Annotated in this window: 16 protein-coding genes, 1 tRNA gene, 2 rRNA genes, 1 other RNA gene and 1 other annotated feature (1 of these 21 only partly in view); of the genes, 16 read left to right on the top strand and 4 right to left on the bottom strand. The window is 37.3% G+C overall.

Translation table 11 applies throughout. The features are described 5' to 3' along the window. Window positions 1–163, top strand: a 23S ribosomal RNA gene (locus ACUN28_RS01575); it begins 2,759 nt to the left of the window's first position. Window positions 164–212: 49 nt separating this feature from the next. After that, window positions 213–328 (top strand): 5S ribosomal RNA (gene rrf, locus ACUN28_RS01570). A 37-nt stretch (window positions 329–365) separates the two neighbouring features. On the opposite strand, the gene ACUN28_RS01565 is transcribed toward rrf, so the two are convergent. Beyond that, window positions 366–1,367, bottom strand: a complete 1,002-nt coding sequence (locus ACUN28_RS01565) for a YaaC family protein (protein ID WP_016085332.1) — start codon at window positions 1,365–1,367, stop codon at window positions 366–368. A gap of 115 nt (window positions 1,368–1,482) precedes the next feature. Here ACUN28_RS01565 and guaB point away from each other — a divergent pair, with 115 nt between their 5' ends. The 7 genes from guaB to ACUN28_RS01530 all read left to right on the top strand — a co-directional run bounded on the left by guaB (window position 1,483) and on the right by ACUN28_RS01530 (window position 8,438). Then, window positions 1,483–2,946, top strand: coding sequence for an IMP dehydrogenase (gene guaB / locus ACUN28_RS01560; protein ID WP_016085331.1), 1,464 nt, complete (start codon window positions 1,483–1,485; stop codon window positions 2,944–2,946). 113 nt (window positions 2,947–3,059) lie between these two features. Next, window positions 3,060–4,370, top strand: a complete 1,311-nt coding sequence (locus ACUN28_RS01555; RefSeq protein ID WP_141537656.1) for a serine hydrolase — start codon at window positions 3,060–3,062, stop codon at window positions 4,368–4,370. Between the two features lie 161 nt (window positions 4,371–4,531). Next, the gene (pdxS, locus tag ACUN28_RS01550; RefSeq protein ID WP_016085329.1) at window positions 4,532–5,419 is read left to right on the top strand and encodes a pyridoxal 5'-phosphate synthase lyase subunit PdxS; all 888 of its coding nucleotides are present in this window, start codon (window positions 4,532–4,534) and stop codon (window positions 5,417–5,419) included. A gap of 18 nt (window positions 5,420–5,437) precedes the next feature. Beyond that, window positions 5,438–6,028 carry a pyridoxal 5'-phosphate synthase glutaminase subunit PdxT gene (gene pdxT, locus ACUN28_RS01545; RefSeq protein ID WP_016085328.1) on the top strand — a complete coding sequence of 197 codons (591 nt, stop codon included), beginning with the start codon at window positions 5,438–5,440 and terminating at the stop codon, window positions 6,026–6,028. 54 nt (window positions 6,029–6,082) lie between these two features. Next, window positions 6,083–6,304 (top strand) — a binding site (T-box leader). 53 nt (window positions 6,305–6,357) lie between these two features. After that, window positions 6,358–7,632, top strand: coding sequence for a serine--tRNA ligase (serS, locus tag ACUN28_RS01540; RefSeq protein WP_016085327.1), 1,275 nt, complete (start codon window positions 6,358–6,360; stop codon window positions 7,630–7,632). Between the two features lie 154 nt (window positions 7,633–7,786). Continuing rightward, a tRNA-Ser gene (locus ACUN28_RS01535) sits at window positions 7,787–7,879 on the top strand. 166 nt (window positions 7,880–8,045) lie between these two features. Then, window positions 8,046–8,438, top strand: a complete 393-nt coding sequence (locus ACUN28_RS01530) for a DUF3797 domain-containing protein (protein WP_016085326.1) — start codon at window positions 8,046–8,048, stop codon at window positions 8,436–8,438. Between the two features lie 35 nt (window positions 8,439–8,473). Here the strand turns inward: ACUN28_RS01530 and ACUN28_RS01525 are convergent, their stop codons facing one another. The 3 genes from ACUN28_RS01525 to ACUN28_RS01515 form a co-directional block, all read right to left on the bottom strand. Next, window positions 8,474–9,142, bottom strand: coding sequence for a deoxynucleoside kinase (locus ACUN28_RS01525; protein WP_001053585.1), 669 nt, complete (start codon window positions 9,140–9,142; stop codon window positions 8,474–8,476). A 2-nt stretch (window positions 9,143–9,144) separates the two neighbouring features. Then, window positions 9,145–9,780: a deoxynucleoside kinase gene (locus ACUN28_RS01520; protein WP_016085325.1), complete on the bottom strand. Its 636-nt coding sequence runs from the start codon at window positions 9,778–9,780 to the stop codon at window positions 9,145–9,147. Window positions 9,781–9,905: 125 nt separating this feature from the next. Then, entirely contained in the window at window positions 9,906–10,445 is a 540-nt protein-coding gene (locus ACUN28_RS01515; RefSeq protein ID WP_016085324.1) for an isochorismatase family cysteine hydrolase, read from the bottom strand. A gap of 108 nt (window positions 10,446–10,553) precedes the next feature. On the opposite strand from ACUN28_RS01515, the gene tadA reads away from it, so the two are divergent. The 7 genes from tadA to ACUN28_RS01480 all read left to right on the top strand — a co-directional run bounded on the left by tadA (window position 10,554) and on the right by ACUN28_RS01480 (window position 14,901). Then, window positions 10,554–11,054: a tRNA adenosine(34) deaminase TadA gene (tadA, locus tag ACUN28_RS01510; RefSeq protein ID WP_016085323.1), complete on the top strand. Its 501-nt coding sequence runs from the start codon at window positions 10,554–10,556 to the stop codon at window positions 11,052–11,054. 79 nt (window positions 11,055–11,133) lie between these two features. Next, an RNA gene (gene ffs / locus ACUN28_RS01505) (signal recognition particle sRNA large type) lies at window positions 11,134–11,398 on the top strand. A gap of 130 nt (window positions 11,399–11,528) precedes the next feature. Next, complete coding sequence (gene dnaX, locus ACUN28_RS01500) at window positions 11,529–13,217, top strand: DNA polymerase III subunit gamma/tau (protein ID WP_016085322.1); 1,689 nt, start codon at window positions 11,529–11,531, stop codon at window positions 13,215–13,217. Between the two features lie 25 nt (window positions 13,218–13,242). Continuing rightward, window positions 13,243–13,569 carry a YbaB/EbfC family nucleoid-associated protein gene (locus tag ACUN28_RS01495; protein WP_170930109.1) on the top strand — a complete coding sequence of 109 codons (327 nt, stop codon included), beginning with the start codon at window positions 13,243–13,245 and terminating at the stop codon, window positions 13,567–13,569. Between the two features lie 14 nt (window positions 13,570–13,583). Next, the gene (gene recR / locus ACUN28_RS01490) at window positions 13,584–14,180 is read left to right on the top strand and encodes a recombination protein RecR (RefSeq protein ID WP_000559169.1); all 597 of its coding nucleotides are present in this window, start codon (window positions 13,584–13,586) and stop codon (window positions 14,178–14,180) included. A 14-nt stretch (window positions 14,181–14,194) separates the two neighbouring features. Beyond that, window positions 14,195–14,416, top strand: coding sequence for a YaaL family protein (locus ACUN28_RS01485; RefSeq protein ID WP_000466020.1), 222 nt, complete (start codon window positions 14,195–14,197; stop codon window positions 14,414–14,416). A 215-nt stretch (window positions 14,417–14,631) separates the two neighbouring features. Continuing rightward, a complete protein-coding gene (locus ACUN28_RS01480) occupies window positions 14,632–14,901 on the top strand; it encodes a pro-sigmaK processing inhibitor BofA family protein (RefSeq protein ID WP_016085321.1) in 270 nt (89 codons plus the stop codon). Window positions 14,902–15,000: the final 99 nt, after the last annotated feature.

Genomic DNA, 15,000 nt, shown 5'->3' with positions numbered 1-15,000 from the left:
GATAAGTGCTGAAAGCATCTAAGCATGAAGCCCCCCTCAAGATGAGATTTCCCATAGCGTAAGCTAGTAAGATCCCTGAAAGATGATCAGGTTGATAGGTTCGAGGTGGAAGCATGGTGACATGTGGAGCTGACGAATACTAATAGATCGAGGACTTAACCATATAATATGAAGCAAATGTTATCTAGTTTTGAAGGAATATGCCTTCATAGTTTGGTGATGATGGCAGAGAGGTCACACCCGTTCCCATACCGAACACGGAAGTTAAGCTCTCTAGCGCCGATGGTAGTTGGGACCTTGTCCCTGTGAGAGTAGGACGTCGCCAAGCAACTAAAAACACAAGTCTTTTGACTTGTGTTTTTTTCTTATTTCCCATGAAATAGGCCCGGCTCTGCCAGTAAAAAAGCCGAAATATAGTAAGGGATTTTTTGAGCAGAAATGGTAAGGAATTGATAAATAAATGGGTAATCCTCAGAACCATAGCTTCCAAGTAAATCATACCACCAATCTGTTTCGTATCTAGAAATCATACTTAAATTGTAGAGCAATAAATAATGAACAAGAAGTTCAGGTAATACTGGTTTAGGATTTCTAGGGTCAGTTGTAAGTGGTAAGTAATAAGTATCAGCAAGATATTCGTAGTATAAGGGCGTACTATAAATAGGATTCCACGATTGGATAGGAGCTGTAAAAAGCAAGTTGGATTCGCTCGTTTTCCCGGGGATATGTTGCAAGGATAAATGCTTGCAAGTTGATTCAATGTAACGTGAAAATCTTTCTGTAGTCATATGGAGTCGATCTAGTATGTTGACTGAAAAAGAAAGTTCATTTGTATTTGTTGAAACGATTTTATATAAAGTGGCCCCTCTGTGACTATAGCGAAATAAGTTTTGTAATTCAGGAATATTCCCCATTAAATCCAACATGTTGAACTTCTCTGCTTCTAAGTGTTTCATGTGAAACAGCTGTTCTGCAACATGAGTAAATAATCCGTTTTTTTGTACCTTCACCTCATCTTCTAAAAATTGATATCCCTGTTTTTTCCGTTTACGAGTCGTAACACCATGAGCTAAAACAGTAGTGGATTCTGGATAGTTAGGATCAATGGTTAATAAACAAGCTTTAAAAAGTTGGCTCATTCCATAAAACAATAACATTGGTTGAATGGAAAAGGGGGCTACCTTATATAATTCATAATAATTTTTCCCATGTTCTAAGTAATAAATAAAGGGATAACAATTCTCGAAACTTTTTTTTTCAGCATCTTGTATGGAGGTTTTTTCATAACAACGGGCAAGATAACGTTGTACATTTTGAGATGAAAAGAAGAAACTTAATTGCTGCCAAGTACAATGTGTTTGATGCATATATTACGCTCCTTTTATTGTCTAAAAATTCTAACATATATATACGTCCTTGACAGTATTTTAACCAATTGATAAGCTACTAATAATAATTTCTGGTATCATGGGGGGAACAATTATGTGGGAATCTAAATTTGTTAAAGAAGGTTTGACTTTTGATGACGTATTACTTGTACCAGCAAAGTCAGATGTATTACCAAGAGAAGTAAGTGTTAAAACAGTGTTATCTGAAAGCTTACAGTTAAATATCCCGTTAATTAGTGCAGGAATGGATACAGTAACAGAAGCGGATATGGCTATTGCAATGGCTCGTCAAGGCGGTTTGGGAATTATTCATAAAAACATGTCTATTGAACAACAAGCCGAGCAAGTTGATAAAGTAAAACGTTCTGAAAGTGGTGTTATTTCAGATCCTTTCTTTTTAACTCCAGAACATCAAGTGTATGATGCAGAACATCTTATGGGGAAATACCGTATCTCAGGTGTACCGGTTGTAAATAATCTAGACGAGCGAAAATTAGTTGGTATTATTACAAACCGTGATATGCGTTTTATCCAAGACTACTCAATCAAGATTTCCGACGTAATGACAAAAGAACAGCTAATTACAGCTCCGGTTGGTACAACGCTAGAAGAAGCTGAAAAGATCCTACAAAAGTACAAAATTGAAAAACTCCCTCTTGTTGATAACAACGGTGTATTACAAGGGCTTATTACAATAAAAGATATTGAAAAAGTAATTGAATTCCCAAATTCTGCGAAGGATAAGCAAGGACGCTTATTAGTCGGAGCAGCGGTTGGTGTAACAGCTGATGCTATGACTCGTATCGATGCATTAGTAAAAGCACAGGTAGATGCAATCGTTCTGGATACAGCTCATGGACATTCTCAAGGTGTTATCGATAAAGTAAAAGAAGTTCGTGCGAAATATCCATCACTAAATATTATCGCAGGAAATGTTGCTACTGCTGAAGCGACAAAAGCATTAATTGAAGCTGGTGCAAACGTAGTTAAAGTAGGTATTGGACCAGGTTCAATTTGTACGACACGCGTCGTTGCTGGCGTTGGTGTACCACAATTAACAGCAGTTTATGATTGTGCAACAGAAGCTCGTAAACACGGCATCCCAGTAATTGCTGATGGTGGTGTTAAGTACTCCGGTGATATGGTTAAAGCTTTAGCAGCAGGAGCACACGTTGTCATGCTAGGTAGTATGTTTGCTGGTGTTGCTGAAAGCCCTGGAGAAACTGAAATTTACCAAGGTCGTCAATTTAAAGTATATCGTGGTATGGGTTCTGTCGGAGCGATGGAAAAAGGAAGTAAAGATCGTTACTTCCAAGAAGGAAATAAAAAACTTGTTCCAGAAGGTATTGAAGGACGAGTACCATATAAAGGACCTTTAGCAGATACAGTTCATCAATTGGTTGGTGGATTACGTGCAGGTATGGGATATTGCGGAGCACAAGATTTAGAATTCTTACGTGAGAATGCACAATTCATTCGTATGTCAGGCGCTGGTTTACGTGAAAGCCATCCTCATCACGTACAAATTACAAAAGAGGCTCCAAACTACTCATTATAGTGTCTTATATACAAATAGACGGAGATTTGATATCTCTGTCTATTTTTTTTTGATTATGTTAAAATAACGGTTATGTGAGTACATAGATATTGGGGGTAGCAAAAGTGAAAGGTATGTTTTGCAAAAGATTCATTGCATTAGTAACAATGTTTACACTAGCTTGTAGTATATTGTTACCATACAGCAATGCATCAGCAGAAACAGGAGCTGCTTTAAACATCGAAGCAGGAGCAGCAATTTTAGTTGAAGCAAATTCTGGGAAAATTTTGTATCAAAAGAATGCAGATGAATTATTATCAATTGCTAGTATGACAAAGATGATGAGTGAATATTTAGTGAACGAGGCTGTTGCGAAAGGGAAACTAAAATGGGATCAGAAAGTTAAGGTTTCTGAATATGCGTATAAAATTTCGCAAGATCGTTCATTATCAAATGTGCCGCTACGAAACGGTGATTCTTATACAGTAAAAGAGCTATATGAAGCAATGGCAATTTATTCTGCTAATGGTGCAACGATAGCTTTAGCTGAAGCAGTTGCCGGAAAAGAAGTAGAATTTGTAAAACTGATGAATGATAAGTCGAAAGAACTTGGATTAAAAAATTACAAGTTCGTAAATTCTACCGGCTTAACGAACAAAGATTTAAAAGGACAGCATCCTGAGGGGACAACTCCAGATGAAGAAAATAAAATGGCTGCAAGAGATGTAGCAATTTTAGCACAACACCTTATTCAAGATTTCCCTAAAACATTAGATACAGCGAAAATTTCAAAAAAGACATTCCGTGAAGGTACTACGGATCGAATTGAGATGATTAACTGGAACTGGATGTTACCAGGTTTATCTAAGGCATATGATGGTGTAGATGGCTTGAAAACAGGATCAACTCCAGAAGCAGGGGATTGTTTCACTGGTACAATTGAAAGAGATGGTATGCGTTTTATTTCTGTAGTTATTAAAACGAAGTCTCGTGACGCACGTTTCGATGAGACAAAGAAATTATATGATTATGGATTTGCTAATTTTGAAATGAAGCAATTATATAAAAAAGGTTCTTCAGTAAAAGGACAAGAAACAGTACGAGTAGAAAATGCTAAAGATAAAGATGTAGCAGTTCAAACAAAACAAACTGTTTCACTTCCGATGCCAAAAGGAAGTAAAGATGTTTATAAAACAGAATTAACAGAAGCAAGTAAGGGACAAGAAGCACCTATTAAAAAGGGAGCTGTACTTGGTCAAATGGTAATTACACCAAAAGATACGAATGATCCTGGATTTTTATCTGGTAAGTCATTACAAATAGATCTTGTAACAACATCTGCAGTGGAAGAAGCGAATTGGTTTACTCGTTCTATGCGTGGAATCGGTTCTTTCTTTAGTGGTATGTGGAATAGTGCTGTTGATACAGTAAAAGGTTGGTTTTAAAAGCCCCTCATTGTAGGGGCTTTTTCTTATTCCTATTTTTCATACCGACTTTATGAAAAAGTAGTAGACAAGCATCTGATAGTTAGTGGTAGAATGTAAGAGTATTCTTAATTTTCGCCTTTAACGGGGAAAAGCAATTCACCTAGGGGGGTTTTTGTAACATGACAAATGTAACAGGGACAGAACGTGTAAAACGTGGAATGGCAGAAATGCAAAAAGGCGGCGTTATTATGGACGTAATTAACGCTGAGCAAGCAAAAATTGCAGAAGAGGCAGGCGCAGTTGCCGTTATGGCATTAGAGCGCGTACCAGCAGATATTCGTGCAGCAGGTGGCGTTTCTCGTATGGCAGACCCAACAATTGTTGAAGAAGTTATGGGTGCGGTGTCAATTCCGGTTATGGCAAAATGCCGTATCGGTCACCTTGTAGAAGCACGTGTATTAGAATCATTAGGGGTAGACTATATCGATGAGAGTGAAGTATTAACTCCTGCTGATGAAGTATACCATTTAAATAAACGTGATTACACAGTTCCATTTGTATGTGGTTGCCGTGATATCGGAGAAGCTGCACGTCGTATTGCAGAAGGTGCATCAATGCTTCGTACAAAAGGTGAACCAGGAACAGGAAACATTGTAGAGGCAGTGCGTCATATGCGCCAAGTCAATGCAGAAATCCGTCAAGTTGCAAATCTACGTGAAGATGAGTTAATGACATATGCAAAAAATACTGGTGCTCCTTATGAAGTACTACTTGAAATTAAACGTCTTGGTCGTTTGCCGGTTGTAAACTTTGCAGCAGGTGGTGTAGCAACACCAGCAGATGCAGCGTTAATGATGCAACTTGGTGCCGATGGTGTATTTGTTGGATCTGGTATCTTCAAATCAGAGAATCCAGAGAAATTTGCACGTGCAATCGTTGAAGCGACGACTCATTATGAGGATTACGAACTAATTGCAAGCCTTTCTAAAGGATTAGGTAATGCGATGAAAGGTATCGAAATTTCAACGTTATTACCAGAACAACGCATGCAAGAGCGTGGATGGTAATTGAAGGAGAACTTTAAAATGGTGAAAATCGGTGTACTAGGCCTTCAAGGTGCAGTTCGTGAGCATGTAAAATCAGTTGAAGCAAGTGGTGCAGAAGCTGTTGTTGTAAAGCGTATAGAGCAACTTGAAGAGATTGATGGTCTTATTTTACCAGGCGGTGAAAGTACAACAATGCGCCGTCTGATTGATAAGTATGCTTTTATGGAACCACTTCGTACATTCGCGAAGTCTGGTAAACCAATGTTTGGTACATGTGCAGGTATGATTCTTCTTGCAAAAACACTTATTGGCTATGAAGAAGCACATATTGGTGCTATGGATATTACTGTTGAGCGCAATGCGTTTGGGCGCCAAAAAGATAGCTTTGAAGCCACACTTTCAATGAAAGGTGTAGGAGAAGAATTTATTGGTGTATTTATCCGTGCTCCGTATGTTGTAAATGTAGCTGATGATGTTGAAGTACTTTCCACACATGGTGATCGAATGGTAGCGGTAAAACAAAATCAGTTTTTAGCTGCTTCATTCCATCCAGAATTAACGGATGATCATCGTGTGACAGCATACTTTGTAGAAATGGTAAAAGAAGCAAAAATGAAAAAAGTTGTGTAAGTAACTTGCAACTTGTATAAGATTATAGTAAATTGATGGTAACAATTTTATAAAATAAGCGTGTTGATAGGAAATAGTAACAAATGTCGTTTCTTATAGAGAGTCGATGGTTGGTGGAAATCGATAGAAACAGTTTGTGAATCCATCCTGGAATGGAATGTGGAATATCTTTATGATTAGTAAGCATTCCCGGTGAAGAGCCGTTATTTCTACTTGAGAGGAAAGTAGTAATGCTTTCAACTAGGGTGGCAACGCGGGTAAACTCCCGTCCCTTTATATATAGGGACGGGAGTTTTTTGTGTTTTATAAAATAAAAGGAGGAGTATATAATGCTTGATATTAAATTTTTACGTACAAACTTTGAAGAAGTAAAGGCAAAGTTACAGCATAGAGGCGAAGATTTAACTGATTTTGGTCGCTTTGAAGAACTGGATACGAGAAGAAGAGAGTTACTTGTTCAAACAGAGGAACTAAAAAGCAAACGTAATGAAGTATCTCAACAAATCTCTGTATTGAAGCGCGAAAAGAAAGATGCAGAAGCTCTAATTCTAGAAATGCGTGAAGTTGGAGAAAAAGTAAAAGATCTTGATAATGAACTTCGTACAGTTGAAGAAGATTTAGAAAGATTAATGTTATCTATTCCAAATATCCCTCATGAGTCTGCTCCAGTTGGTGAAACAGAGGATGATAATGTAGTAGCGCGTACTTGGGGAGAAGTGAAAGAATTTGCTTTTGAACCAAAACCACATTGGGATCTTGCTACGGATTTAAGGATTTTAGATTTTGAACGTGCTGGGAAAGTAACAGGAAGCCGCTTCGTATTTTACAAAGGTGCTGGCGCAAGATTAGAGCGTGCTTTAATTAGCTTTATGCTTGATCTTCATACTGACGAGCATGGATATGAAGAAGTATTACCTCCGTATATGGTAAACCGTGCAAGTATGACAGGAACAGGACAACTTCCAAAGTTTGAAGAAGATGCATTCCGTATTGAAAGTGAAGATTACTTCTTAATCCCAACGGCTGAAGTACCTGTAACAAATATGCACCGTGATGAAATCTTGAATAAAGAGCAATTGCCTATCAGATATGCTGCATTTAGCTCTTGCTTCCGTTCTGAAGCAGGTTCAGCTGGCCGTGATACACGTGGTTTAATTCGTCAGCATCAGTTCAATAAAGTAGAGCTTGTGAAGTTCGTAAAACCAGAAGATTCTTATGAAGAGTTAGAAAAACTAACAAATGATGCAGAACGCGTGTTACAATTATTAGAGTTGCCATATCGCGTTATGAGCATGTGCACGGGTGATTTAGGATTTACAGCAGCGAAGAAATACGATATTGAAGTATGGATTCCAAGCTATGGCACATATCGTGAAATTTCTTCTTGTAGTAATTTTGAAGCTTTCCAAGCGAGACGTGCAAATATCCGTTTCCGTCGTGAGCCAAACGGAAAACCAGAACATGTTCATACATTAAATGGATCTGGTCTTGCAATTGGCCGTACGGTTGCAGCTATTTTAGAGAACTACCAACAAGAAGATGGTACAATTATAATTCCAGAAGTTCTTCGCCCTTATATGGGAGGAAAAACAGTTATTAAGTAAAGTTAAACATTCATCGGTATGAGTGATTGGTAATTATGAGCGTTGTCAGTACTGTAATGTAGGAGAGGGAAAGTAAAATTTTCCTTTCCTCATAATTTATTTTAGTAGGGTTGACTAACTGTTTTTCTTTTGATATTATATTTGATGTCAATATGGAGGTATACCCAAGTCTGGCTGAAGGGATCGGTCTTGAAAACCGACAGGCGGCGAGAGTCGCGCGGGGGTTCGAATCCCTCTACCTCCTCCAGATATAATTGACAACAGCGCATATAAGTGGAGATTGGAGAACTCGTTACCAACACGTAACGAGTTTTTATTTTAAAACCAATCATAAAGTATGGTGTAAGGCGATTTTCTCCTTATTACACACTCATATTCCGATGATTATCTTCATAGATATGAAAGGAGTCAACATGGATCTTATTATACAAACGTTTCCTTTAGATGGAAAAACTTTATATTATGTACAATGTCCTGTCTGTAAGAACAATAGAATTTTAAACAGTGGTGCAAATGTGTCACGCATTATTAGCGATGATACATTCCGTAAACTTTGTGGTTGCACTTGTGGTGTAAAGCAAACTGCGACAAAAGTAGAGGCACCAAAAAAAGTTGAAAAAGCAGCTGTAAAGAAAGAAGCAGCTCCAAAACGTACAGGTAAAGTATTAACAGCAGTGATTAACGGGAAAGAAATGACTGTTAAAGAGATTGCTGAAACATACGATATTAGTACAAGTACTGTTCGTCAGCGTATTAACGCTGGCAAACCTGAGAGTGAAATTATTGCTCCAACAAAAAAGAAGTAATTTAATAGAAAAACCCGTGCGTATGCACGGGTTTTTTATTTTACAAGTTTACGTGTTTGTTTTAAAAAATGGCCAATTTTTTTAATGATTGGTTCAATGGAATCGCCATCTTTTAAAATATCGTATTCATTAATGTTTAATCGTAAAACAGGGCATGAATTAAAGTTATTAATCCAGTTTTCGTAACGTCCATGCATCTCTTTCCAATACTCAATTGGTGTTTGTTGTTCCATCGGACGTCCGCGTTCTTGGATACGATCAACAATATCATCGAAAGAACCTTCTAAGTAAATTAGTAAATCTGGATGAGGGAAGTAAGGGGTCATGACCATAGCATCAAATAAACCTTTGTATGTTTCATAATCGGTTTCCGTCATTGTCCCTTTTTCATGATGCATTTTTGCGAAAATTCCAGTGTCTTCATAGATAGAGCGATCTTGAACAAAACCGCCACCATATTCAAAAATTCTTTTTTGTTCTTTAAATCGTTCTGCTAAAAAGTACACTTGCAAGTGGAAGCTCCAGCGTGTGAAATCAGCATAGAACTTGTCCAAATACGGGTTCGAATCTACCTTTTCAAATGATGTGCGATAACCTAAAGCGTTAGCTAATGCAGTTGTCATAGTTGATTTACCGACACCTACTGTTCCAGCAATAGTGATTACTGCGTCATTTGGTATATCATATTTTTGCCTTAAATTCATTATTATTTCGACTCCTTTAAGAGAGTATTTTGAAGGGCAGATAGGATGACGTTTAAATCATCAGGATTTTTTACAAAATCCATATCGTCTCCGTTAAATTTTAATACCGGAATGTCTGGATGATCCTTTTTAAAAGTATCCATTGCTGTTTCGTAATCTTTTGTGAGCTGTAGTAAGTAATTTGGATCCATATTTTTTTCGAATTCTCTTCCGCGCATTGCAATTCGTGTTTGTAATGTTTCAAGGCTAGCTGTTAAATAAACGATAACGTTTGGTACAGGCATATCTTGTGTAAGGATACGGTAGACTTGCATGTACTTGTCGTATTGAGAATCTTTTAATGTACGTGATGCGAAAATTAAATTTTTAAATATATGATAATCTGCTACTACTGGCTTCCTTTGATTCAAATACTTTATGTTAATATCTTCTAATTGTTTGTATCTATTACAAAGAAAGAACATCTCTGTTTGAAAACTCCATTCGTCGATGTCTTCATAGAACTTTCCTAAAAAAGGATTTTCATCAACAATCTCTTTCAGTAAGTGGAGTTGCATGTGAGTTGAAATTTCCTTCGCAAGTGAAGTTTTTCCAACACCAATTGGTCCTTCAACCGTAATAAATGGTACTCCGGTCACGCTGTTTCCTCCTTTCAATCAGTGATTTACCGTGACTACTAAAAACACAAAACAGAATTATTGTAGCACAAGAGGGAAGCGAGCGGGTTAATTTGATATAAAAAGTTAGAAAATAGATATATGTATTAATTAAATTTGATTTGAGATGACGGTACTATAGTTGCTTTTAATGTGGCTTCCATTATTTTTAAAGCATGCAGGTTATCCTGATCATGATTAGAGGCAATACAGTCCTGTGGTACATACAGTGTATAATTTCTCATATGAGCATCGTTAGCTGTAAAGAGGATACATATATTACCGGCGATTCCTGTTAATATTAGATTTTCTATTTTTAAATATCCTAATAAAGAATTTAAAGGTGTTTCATAAAAAGCAGAGTAATGTGGTTTAATAAAAATGTAATCATCAGAATTTGGAGCAATCTTATGAATGATATTTTCACTATACTCATTTGTACAATGGGTAATGAGTTGGTCAATATCAGATCTCCAAAGTTGATAATGGTCATTAATATAAATTATGGGATAACCGAAGGATGTCATCGTTTTCTTTAATTGTAAAATAGGATTTGTTATAATTTCGCATTTCTTGGCTAAGGTGGGCCCGTGTGAAAATTGAAAATCATTAATCATATCGATAATGAGTAAGGCAGTATTCTTCATATGTAATCCCCTCTCTGTTTTTCTTAGGGTGGATTGAATTTGTAAAAGTTATCCCATGTGTAGTAAATGGAAATAAGTGTACGTTATTTGTAATGAAAGGACTATGGTATGGAACACGATCAAGATATTTATTTTATGCAGTTAGCAATAGGAGAGGCTAAAAAAGCAGAGGCAATACAAGAAGTACCGATTGGTGCAGTTATAGTATTGGATGGTGAAGTAATTAGTGTTGCTCATAATTTAAGGGAAACTGAGCAAAGATCAATAGCTCACGCTGAGTTGTTAGCAATTGATGAGGCATGTAAAAAATTAGGGACATGGCGTTTAGAAGATGCGACGTTATATGTAACATTAGAGCCTTGTCCGATGTGTGCAGGTGGAATTGTTTTATCGCGAGTGAAGCGAGTTGTATATGGTGCAAGTGATCCGAAAGGCGGATGTGCAGGGACATTGATGAATCTTTTAACGGACGAACGCTTTAATCATCAATGTGAAGTGGTAGCTGGTGTATTAGAAGAAGAGTGCGGTACGCTGTTAACAAACTTTTTTAGAGAACTTCGTAAAAAAAGAAAAGCGATCAAGAAATTAGAGAAAAGCAACGAGAATTAACGTATTTGCATTTTATAAAAAAACAAGTTATACTGATAATGCCTTTAATGAAGGCAACCGAATATTGGTTTTAACTTTGCCGTGCTAAGCGGGGAGGTAGCGGTGCCCTATACTCGCAATCCGCTCTAGCGAGGCCGAATCCCTTCTCGAGGTTATGTTGCTGTAAGGTCTGCCTTAAGTAAGTGGTGTTGACGTTTGGGTCCTGCGCAACGGGACCCCGTGAACCTTGTCAGGTCCGGAAGGAAGCAGCAATAAGCGGGTCTTCTCGTGTGCCGCAGGAGTGCCTGAACCGAGCTAACTGCTTGAGTAACGCTTATGGTACGTAATCGACAGAAGGTGCACGGCAGTTATATATGTATACAAAACTCACCTTAACTAAGGTGGGTTTTTTGTATAGAAAATAACTTTTGGAATCTATAAACAGAATGGGTTATAATAAATGAGATAATAACCTTTGAGGGAGGCCGTATTTTCGTGTCATACCAAGCGTTATACCGAACATGGAGACCGCAAAAGTTTGAAGATGTAGTTGGTCAAAAGCACGTGACAAAAACGTTGCAAAATGCCCTTCTTCAAGAGAAAGTTTCACATGCTTATTTATTTTCTGGGCCGAGAGGAACAGGAAAAACGACAATTGCAAAAGTATTTGCAAAAGCAATTAACTGTGAACATGCTCCGGTAGCTGAACCTTGTAATGAATGTCCTTCTTGTTTGGGGATTACACAAGGATCCATTTCAGATGTATTAGAAATTGATGCGGCTTCAAATAACGGTGTAGATGAAATTCGAGATATTAGAGATAAAGTAAAATATGCTCCAAGTGCTGTAGAATATAAAGTATACATTATTGATGAAGTCCACATGCTTTCTATGGGTGCCTTCAATGCGCTTTTAAAAACGTTAGAAGAGCCGCCTGGACATGTCATCTTTATTTTGGCGACAACAGAACCACATAAGATACCGCCTACAATTATTTCACGTTGCCAGCGTTTTGAATTTCGAAAAATATCAGTAAATGATATTGTTGAGAGATTATCGACGGTTGTGACCAATGAAGGCACGCAAGTAGAAGATGAGGCGTTACAAATTGTTGCACGTGCCGCTGAAGGTGGTATGCGTGATGCGCTTAGTCTTATTGATCAGGCAATATCTTATAGTGATGAAACAGTTACGACAGAAGATGTATTAGCTGTAACAGGTTCTGTTTCTCAGCAATACTTAGGTAACTTAGTAGAATGTATACGTGAAAATGATGTATCAAGGGCATTACGTATCATAGATGAGATGATGGGTAAAGGGAAAGATCCGGTTCGTTTTATGGAGGATTTCATTTATTATTATCGCGATATGCTTTTATATCAAACTTCACCACAACTGGAACATATGTTGGAACGAGTAATGGTAGATGAGCAATTCCGGATGTTAAGTGAAGAAATGAAACCGGAAGCAATCTATGAAATCATTCATACTCTTAGTAAGGGACAACAGGAAATGAAGTGGACAAATCATCCGCGAATTTTCTTAGAAGTTGTTATGGTACAACTGTGTCAACAGTTTATGATGCAAGCAAACGGCACAGATCGTTTACAAGCGATTATGAACAGGATGCAGCAATTGGAGAAAGAGTTAGAAGAAGTCAAAAAGAATGGTGTGCCGGCTGGTGTACAGCAGGAAGTCAGGGAGACACGTGCAGCACCAAAGCCAGTGCGGACAGGGAGCATGAAGATTCCTGTTGGACGCGTAAATGAAGTGTTAAAGCACGCAAAGCGTCAGGATTTAGAACAATTAAAAGCTGTGTGGGGTGAGTTGTTAGGAAGACTCAAATCATACAACAAAGTAGCCTTTGCTGTTTTATTAGAAAATAGCGAACCAGTAGCGGCTTCGGATGATACTTACGTTTTAGCGTTTCAATATGAGATTCACTGTAAAATGGCAAGCGAAAATCGAGAAGCTATGGATACAGTGGAACAAGCTTTATTTGAATTGCTAAGTAAAAGATTAAATATGATTGCCATTCCAAAAAGTGAATGGGGTAAAATTCGTGAAGATTTTTTACAGCGTGAAGGTGGGAATTCTGAAGAAAGCCCAGAGAAAAAAGAAGATCCTCTTATAGAAGAGGCAGTAAAATTAGTAGGGCAAGAACTTATTGAAATAAAAGAGTAATAATAATTAGGAGGAATTAATTATGATGCGTGGCGGAATGGGAAATATGAATAATATGATGAAACAAATGCAAAAGATGCAAAAAGATATGGCAAAAGCGCAAGAAGAACTTGGCGAAAAAACGGTTGAAGGTACAGCTGGCGGCGGTATGATCACAGTTATTGCAAATGGTCATAAGCAAATTCTTGAAGTGAAAGTTAAAGAAGAAGTTGTAGATCCAGAAGATATCGAAATGTTACAAGACTTAGTGTTAGCTGCAACAAATGATGCACTTAAAAAAGCTGATGAACTTTCAAATTCTACAATGGGTAAATTTACAAAAGGCTTGAACTTACCGGGTGGAATGTTCTAGGAGGATACTGATATATGCATTATCCAGAACCAATATCGAAATTAATTGATAGTTTTATGAAGTTGCCAGGGATCGGACCAAAAACGGCGGTTCGCTTGGCATTTTTCGTATTAGATATGAAAGAAGATGATGTGTTAGGTTTTGCAAAAGCGCTTGTGAATGCGAAGCGAGATTTAGCGTATTGTTCTGTATGCGGACATATTACTGACCGTGATCCTTGTTATATTTGTAATGATTCACATCGAGATCAATCGGTTGTTTGTGTTGTGCAAGAACCGAAAGATGTAATCGCAATGGAAAAAATGAAAGAGTATCAAGGTGTATATCATGTGTTGCGTGGTGCTATTTCTCCAATGGAGGGAATTGGACCAGAAGACATTAATATCCCGCAACTTTTAAAGCGACTGCACGATGAAACAGTACAAGAAGTAATATTAGCAACAAACCCTAATATTGAAGGGGAAGCTACAGCGATGTATATATCCCGCCTCTTAAAGCCGACAGGTATTAAAGTAACTCGTATTGCACATGGTCTGCCAGTTGGTGGAGATTTAGAATATGCAGATGAAGTGACACTGTCAAAAGCGTTAGAAGGTCGTAGAGAAGTATAAGAGGAGAAACAAAAATGTTCTTTCAAAAAAAGGGTAAATTGCGTAAAGAGTATGATGATAAGCTAATTGTACTATTAGAAAAAGTGAAGAATGAATGGTTACGTCAGAAGAGAATGGTTGAACAAAGTGTGGAGCCATCTCAAGATGTACTTTGTTCTTTGAAAATAGCAGAGGCGAAATATTTCTTCTTGTTAAAAGAAGCAAAACGTCGTCCTGTAAAAATGGAACAATGGTAAAAGGTTCTGCTGAAAAAGCAGAACCTTTTATTTTATTCTTTAAGTATTTTGTGGTCACTTCGTTTGGAAAGAGTGATTAATGGTTTTTATAAAGAAAGTGTTGCTGAATAAAGGTGAATGAGATGAAACGACTGGAGTTGTATGATAAATGTTCTTTTTTATTGTCTTGTCCCATACAAATAAATGTGTATAGGTCATTCATAGGGAGGAAAAAAATGAATTCTACGATTATTATTGTCGGTATTCTTGCTCTAGTTTTTATTTTTCTTATTTTTGGTGTTTCTTCTAAGCCATTACGTTTTATAGGAAAAGCGCTCTTTCATGTTACATTAGGGATAGCGTTACTCTTTATCGTAAATGTTGTAGGAACATATTTTGATTTTCATATTCCAATTAACTTGGGTACAGCGACAATCACAAGTCTATTAGGTTTACCTGGTGTTGCTGCATTAGTGGTTATTAAGCTTTATATCATGCCAAGATAAAATTATTTTGGCATTTTTTTTAAAAGTGTTGACGAACGAATGATTAATATGGTAAATTAATAAGCGTCGTCAGGAACGAAAGAAAAAAGTTGTTGACAG

This window comes from Bacillus sp. WC2507, assembly GCF_052656125.1.
This window is presented reverse-complemented; position numbering and strand designations above follow the sequence as displayed.

Bases quoted from the DNA above. Each gene is read 5' to 3' on its own strand.
- ACUN28_RS01495 (WP_170930109.1), top strand. From the start codon at position 13,243: ATGCGTGGCGGAATGGGAAATATGAATAATATGATGAAACAAATGCAA.
- ACUN28_RS01555 (WP_141537656.1), top strand. From the start codon at position 3,060: ATGTTTTGCAAAAGATTCATTGCATTAGTAACAATGTTTACACTAGCT.
- guaB (WP_016085331.1), top strand. From the start codon at position 1,483: ATGTGGGAATCTAAATTTGTTAAAGAAGGTTTGACTTTTGATGACGTA.
- serS (WP_016085327.1), top strand. From the start codon at position 6,358: ATGCTTGATATTAAATTTTTACGTACAAACTTTGAAGAAGTAAAGGCA.
- ACUN28_RS01480 (WP_016085321.1), top strand. From the start codon at position 14,632: ATGAATTCTACGATTATTATTGTCGGTATTCTTGCTCTAGTTTTTATT.
- pdxT (WP_016085328.1), top strand. From the start codon at position 5,438: ATGGTGAAAATCGGTGTACTAGGCCTTCAAGGTGCAGTTCGTGAGCAT.
- pdxS (WP_016085329.1), top strand. From the start codon at position 4,532: ATGACAAATGTAACAGGGACAGAACGTGTAAAACGTGGAATGGCAGAA.
- ACUN28_RS01515 (WP_016085324.1), bottom strand. From the start codon at position 10,445: ATGAAGAATACTGCCTTACTCATTATCGATATGATTAATGATTTTCAA.
- ACUN28_RS01565 (WP_016085332.1), bottom strand. From the start codon at position 1,367: ATGCATCAAACACATTGTACTTGGCAGCAATTAAGTTTCTTCTTTTCA.
- ACUN28_RS01525 (WP_001053585.1), bottom strand. From the start codon at position 9,142: ATGAATTTAAGGCAAAAATATGATATACCAAATGACGCAGTAATCACT.
- tadA (WP_016085323.1), top strand. From the start codon at position 10,554: ATGGAACACGATCAAGATATTTATTTTATGCAGTTAGCAATAGGAGAG.
- ACUN28_RS01530 (WP_016085326.1), top strand. From the start codon at position 8,046: ATGGATCTTATTATACAAACGTTTCCTTTAGATGGAAAAACTTTATAT.
- recR (WP_000559169.1), top strand. From the start codon at position 13,584: ATGCATTATCCAGAACCAATATCGAAATTAATTGATAGTTTTATGAAG.
- ACUN28_RS01485 (WP_000466020.1), top strand. From the start codon at position 14,195: ATGTTCTTTCAAAAAAAGGGTAAATTGCGTAAAGAGTATGATGATAAG.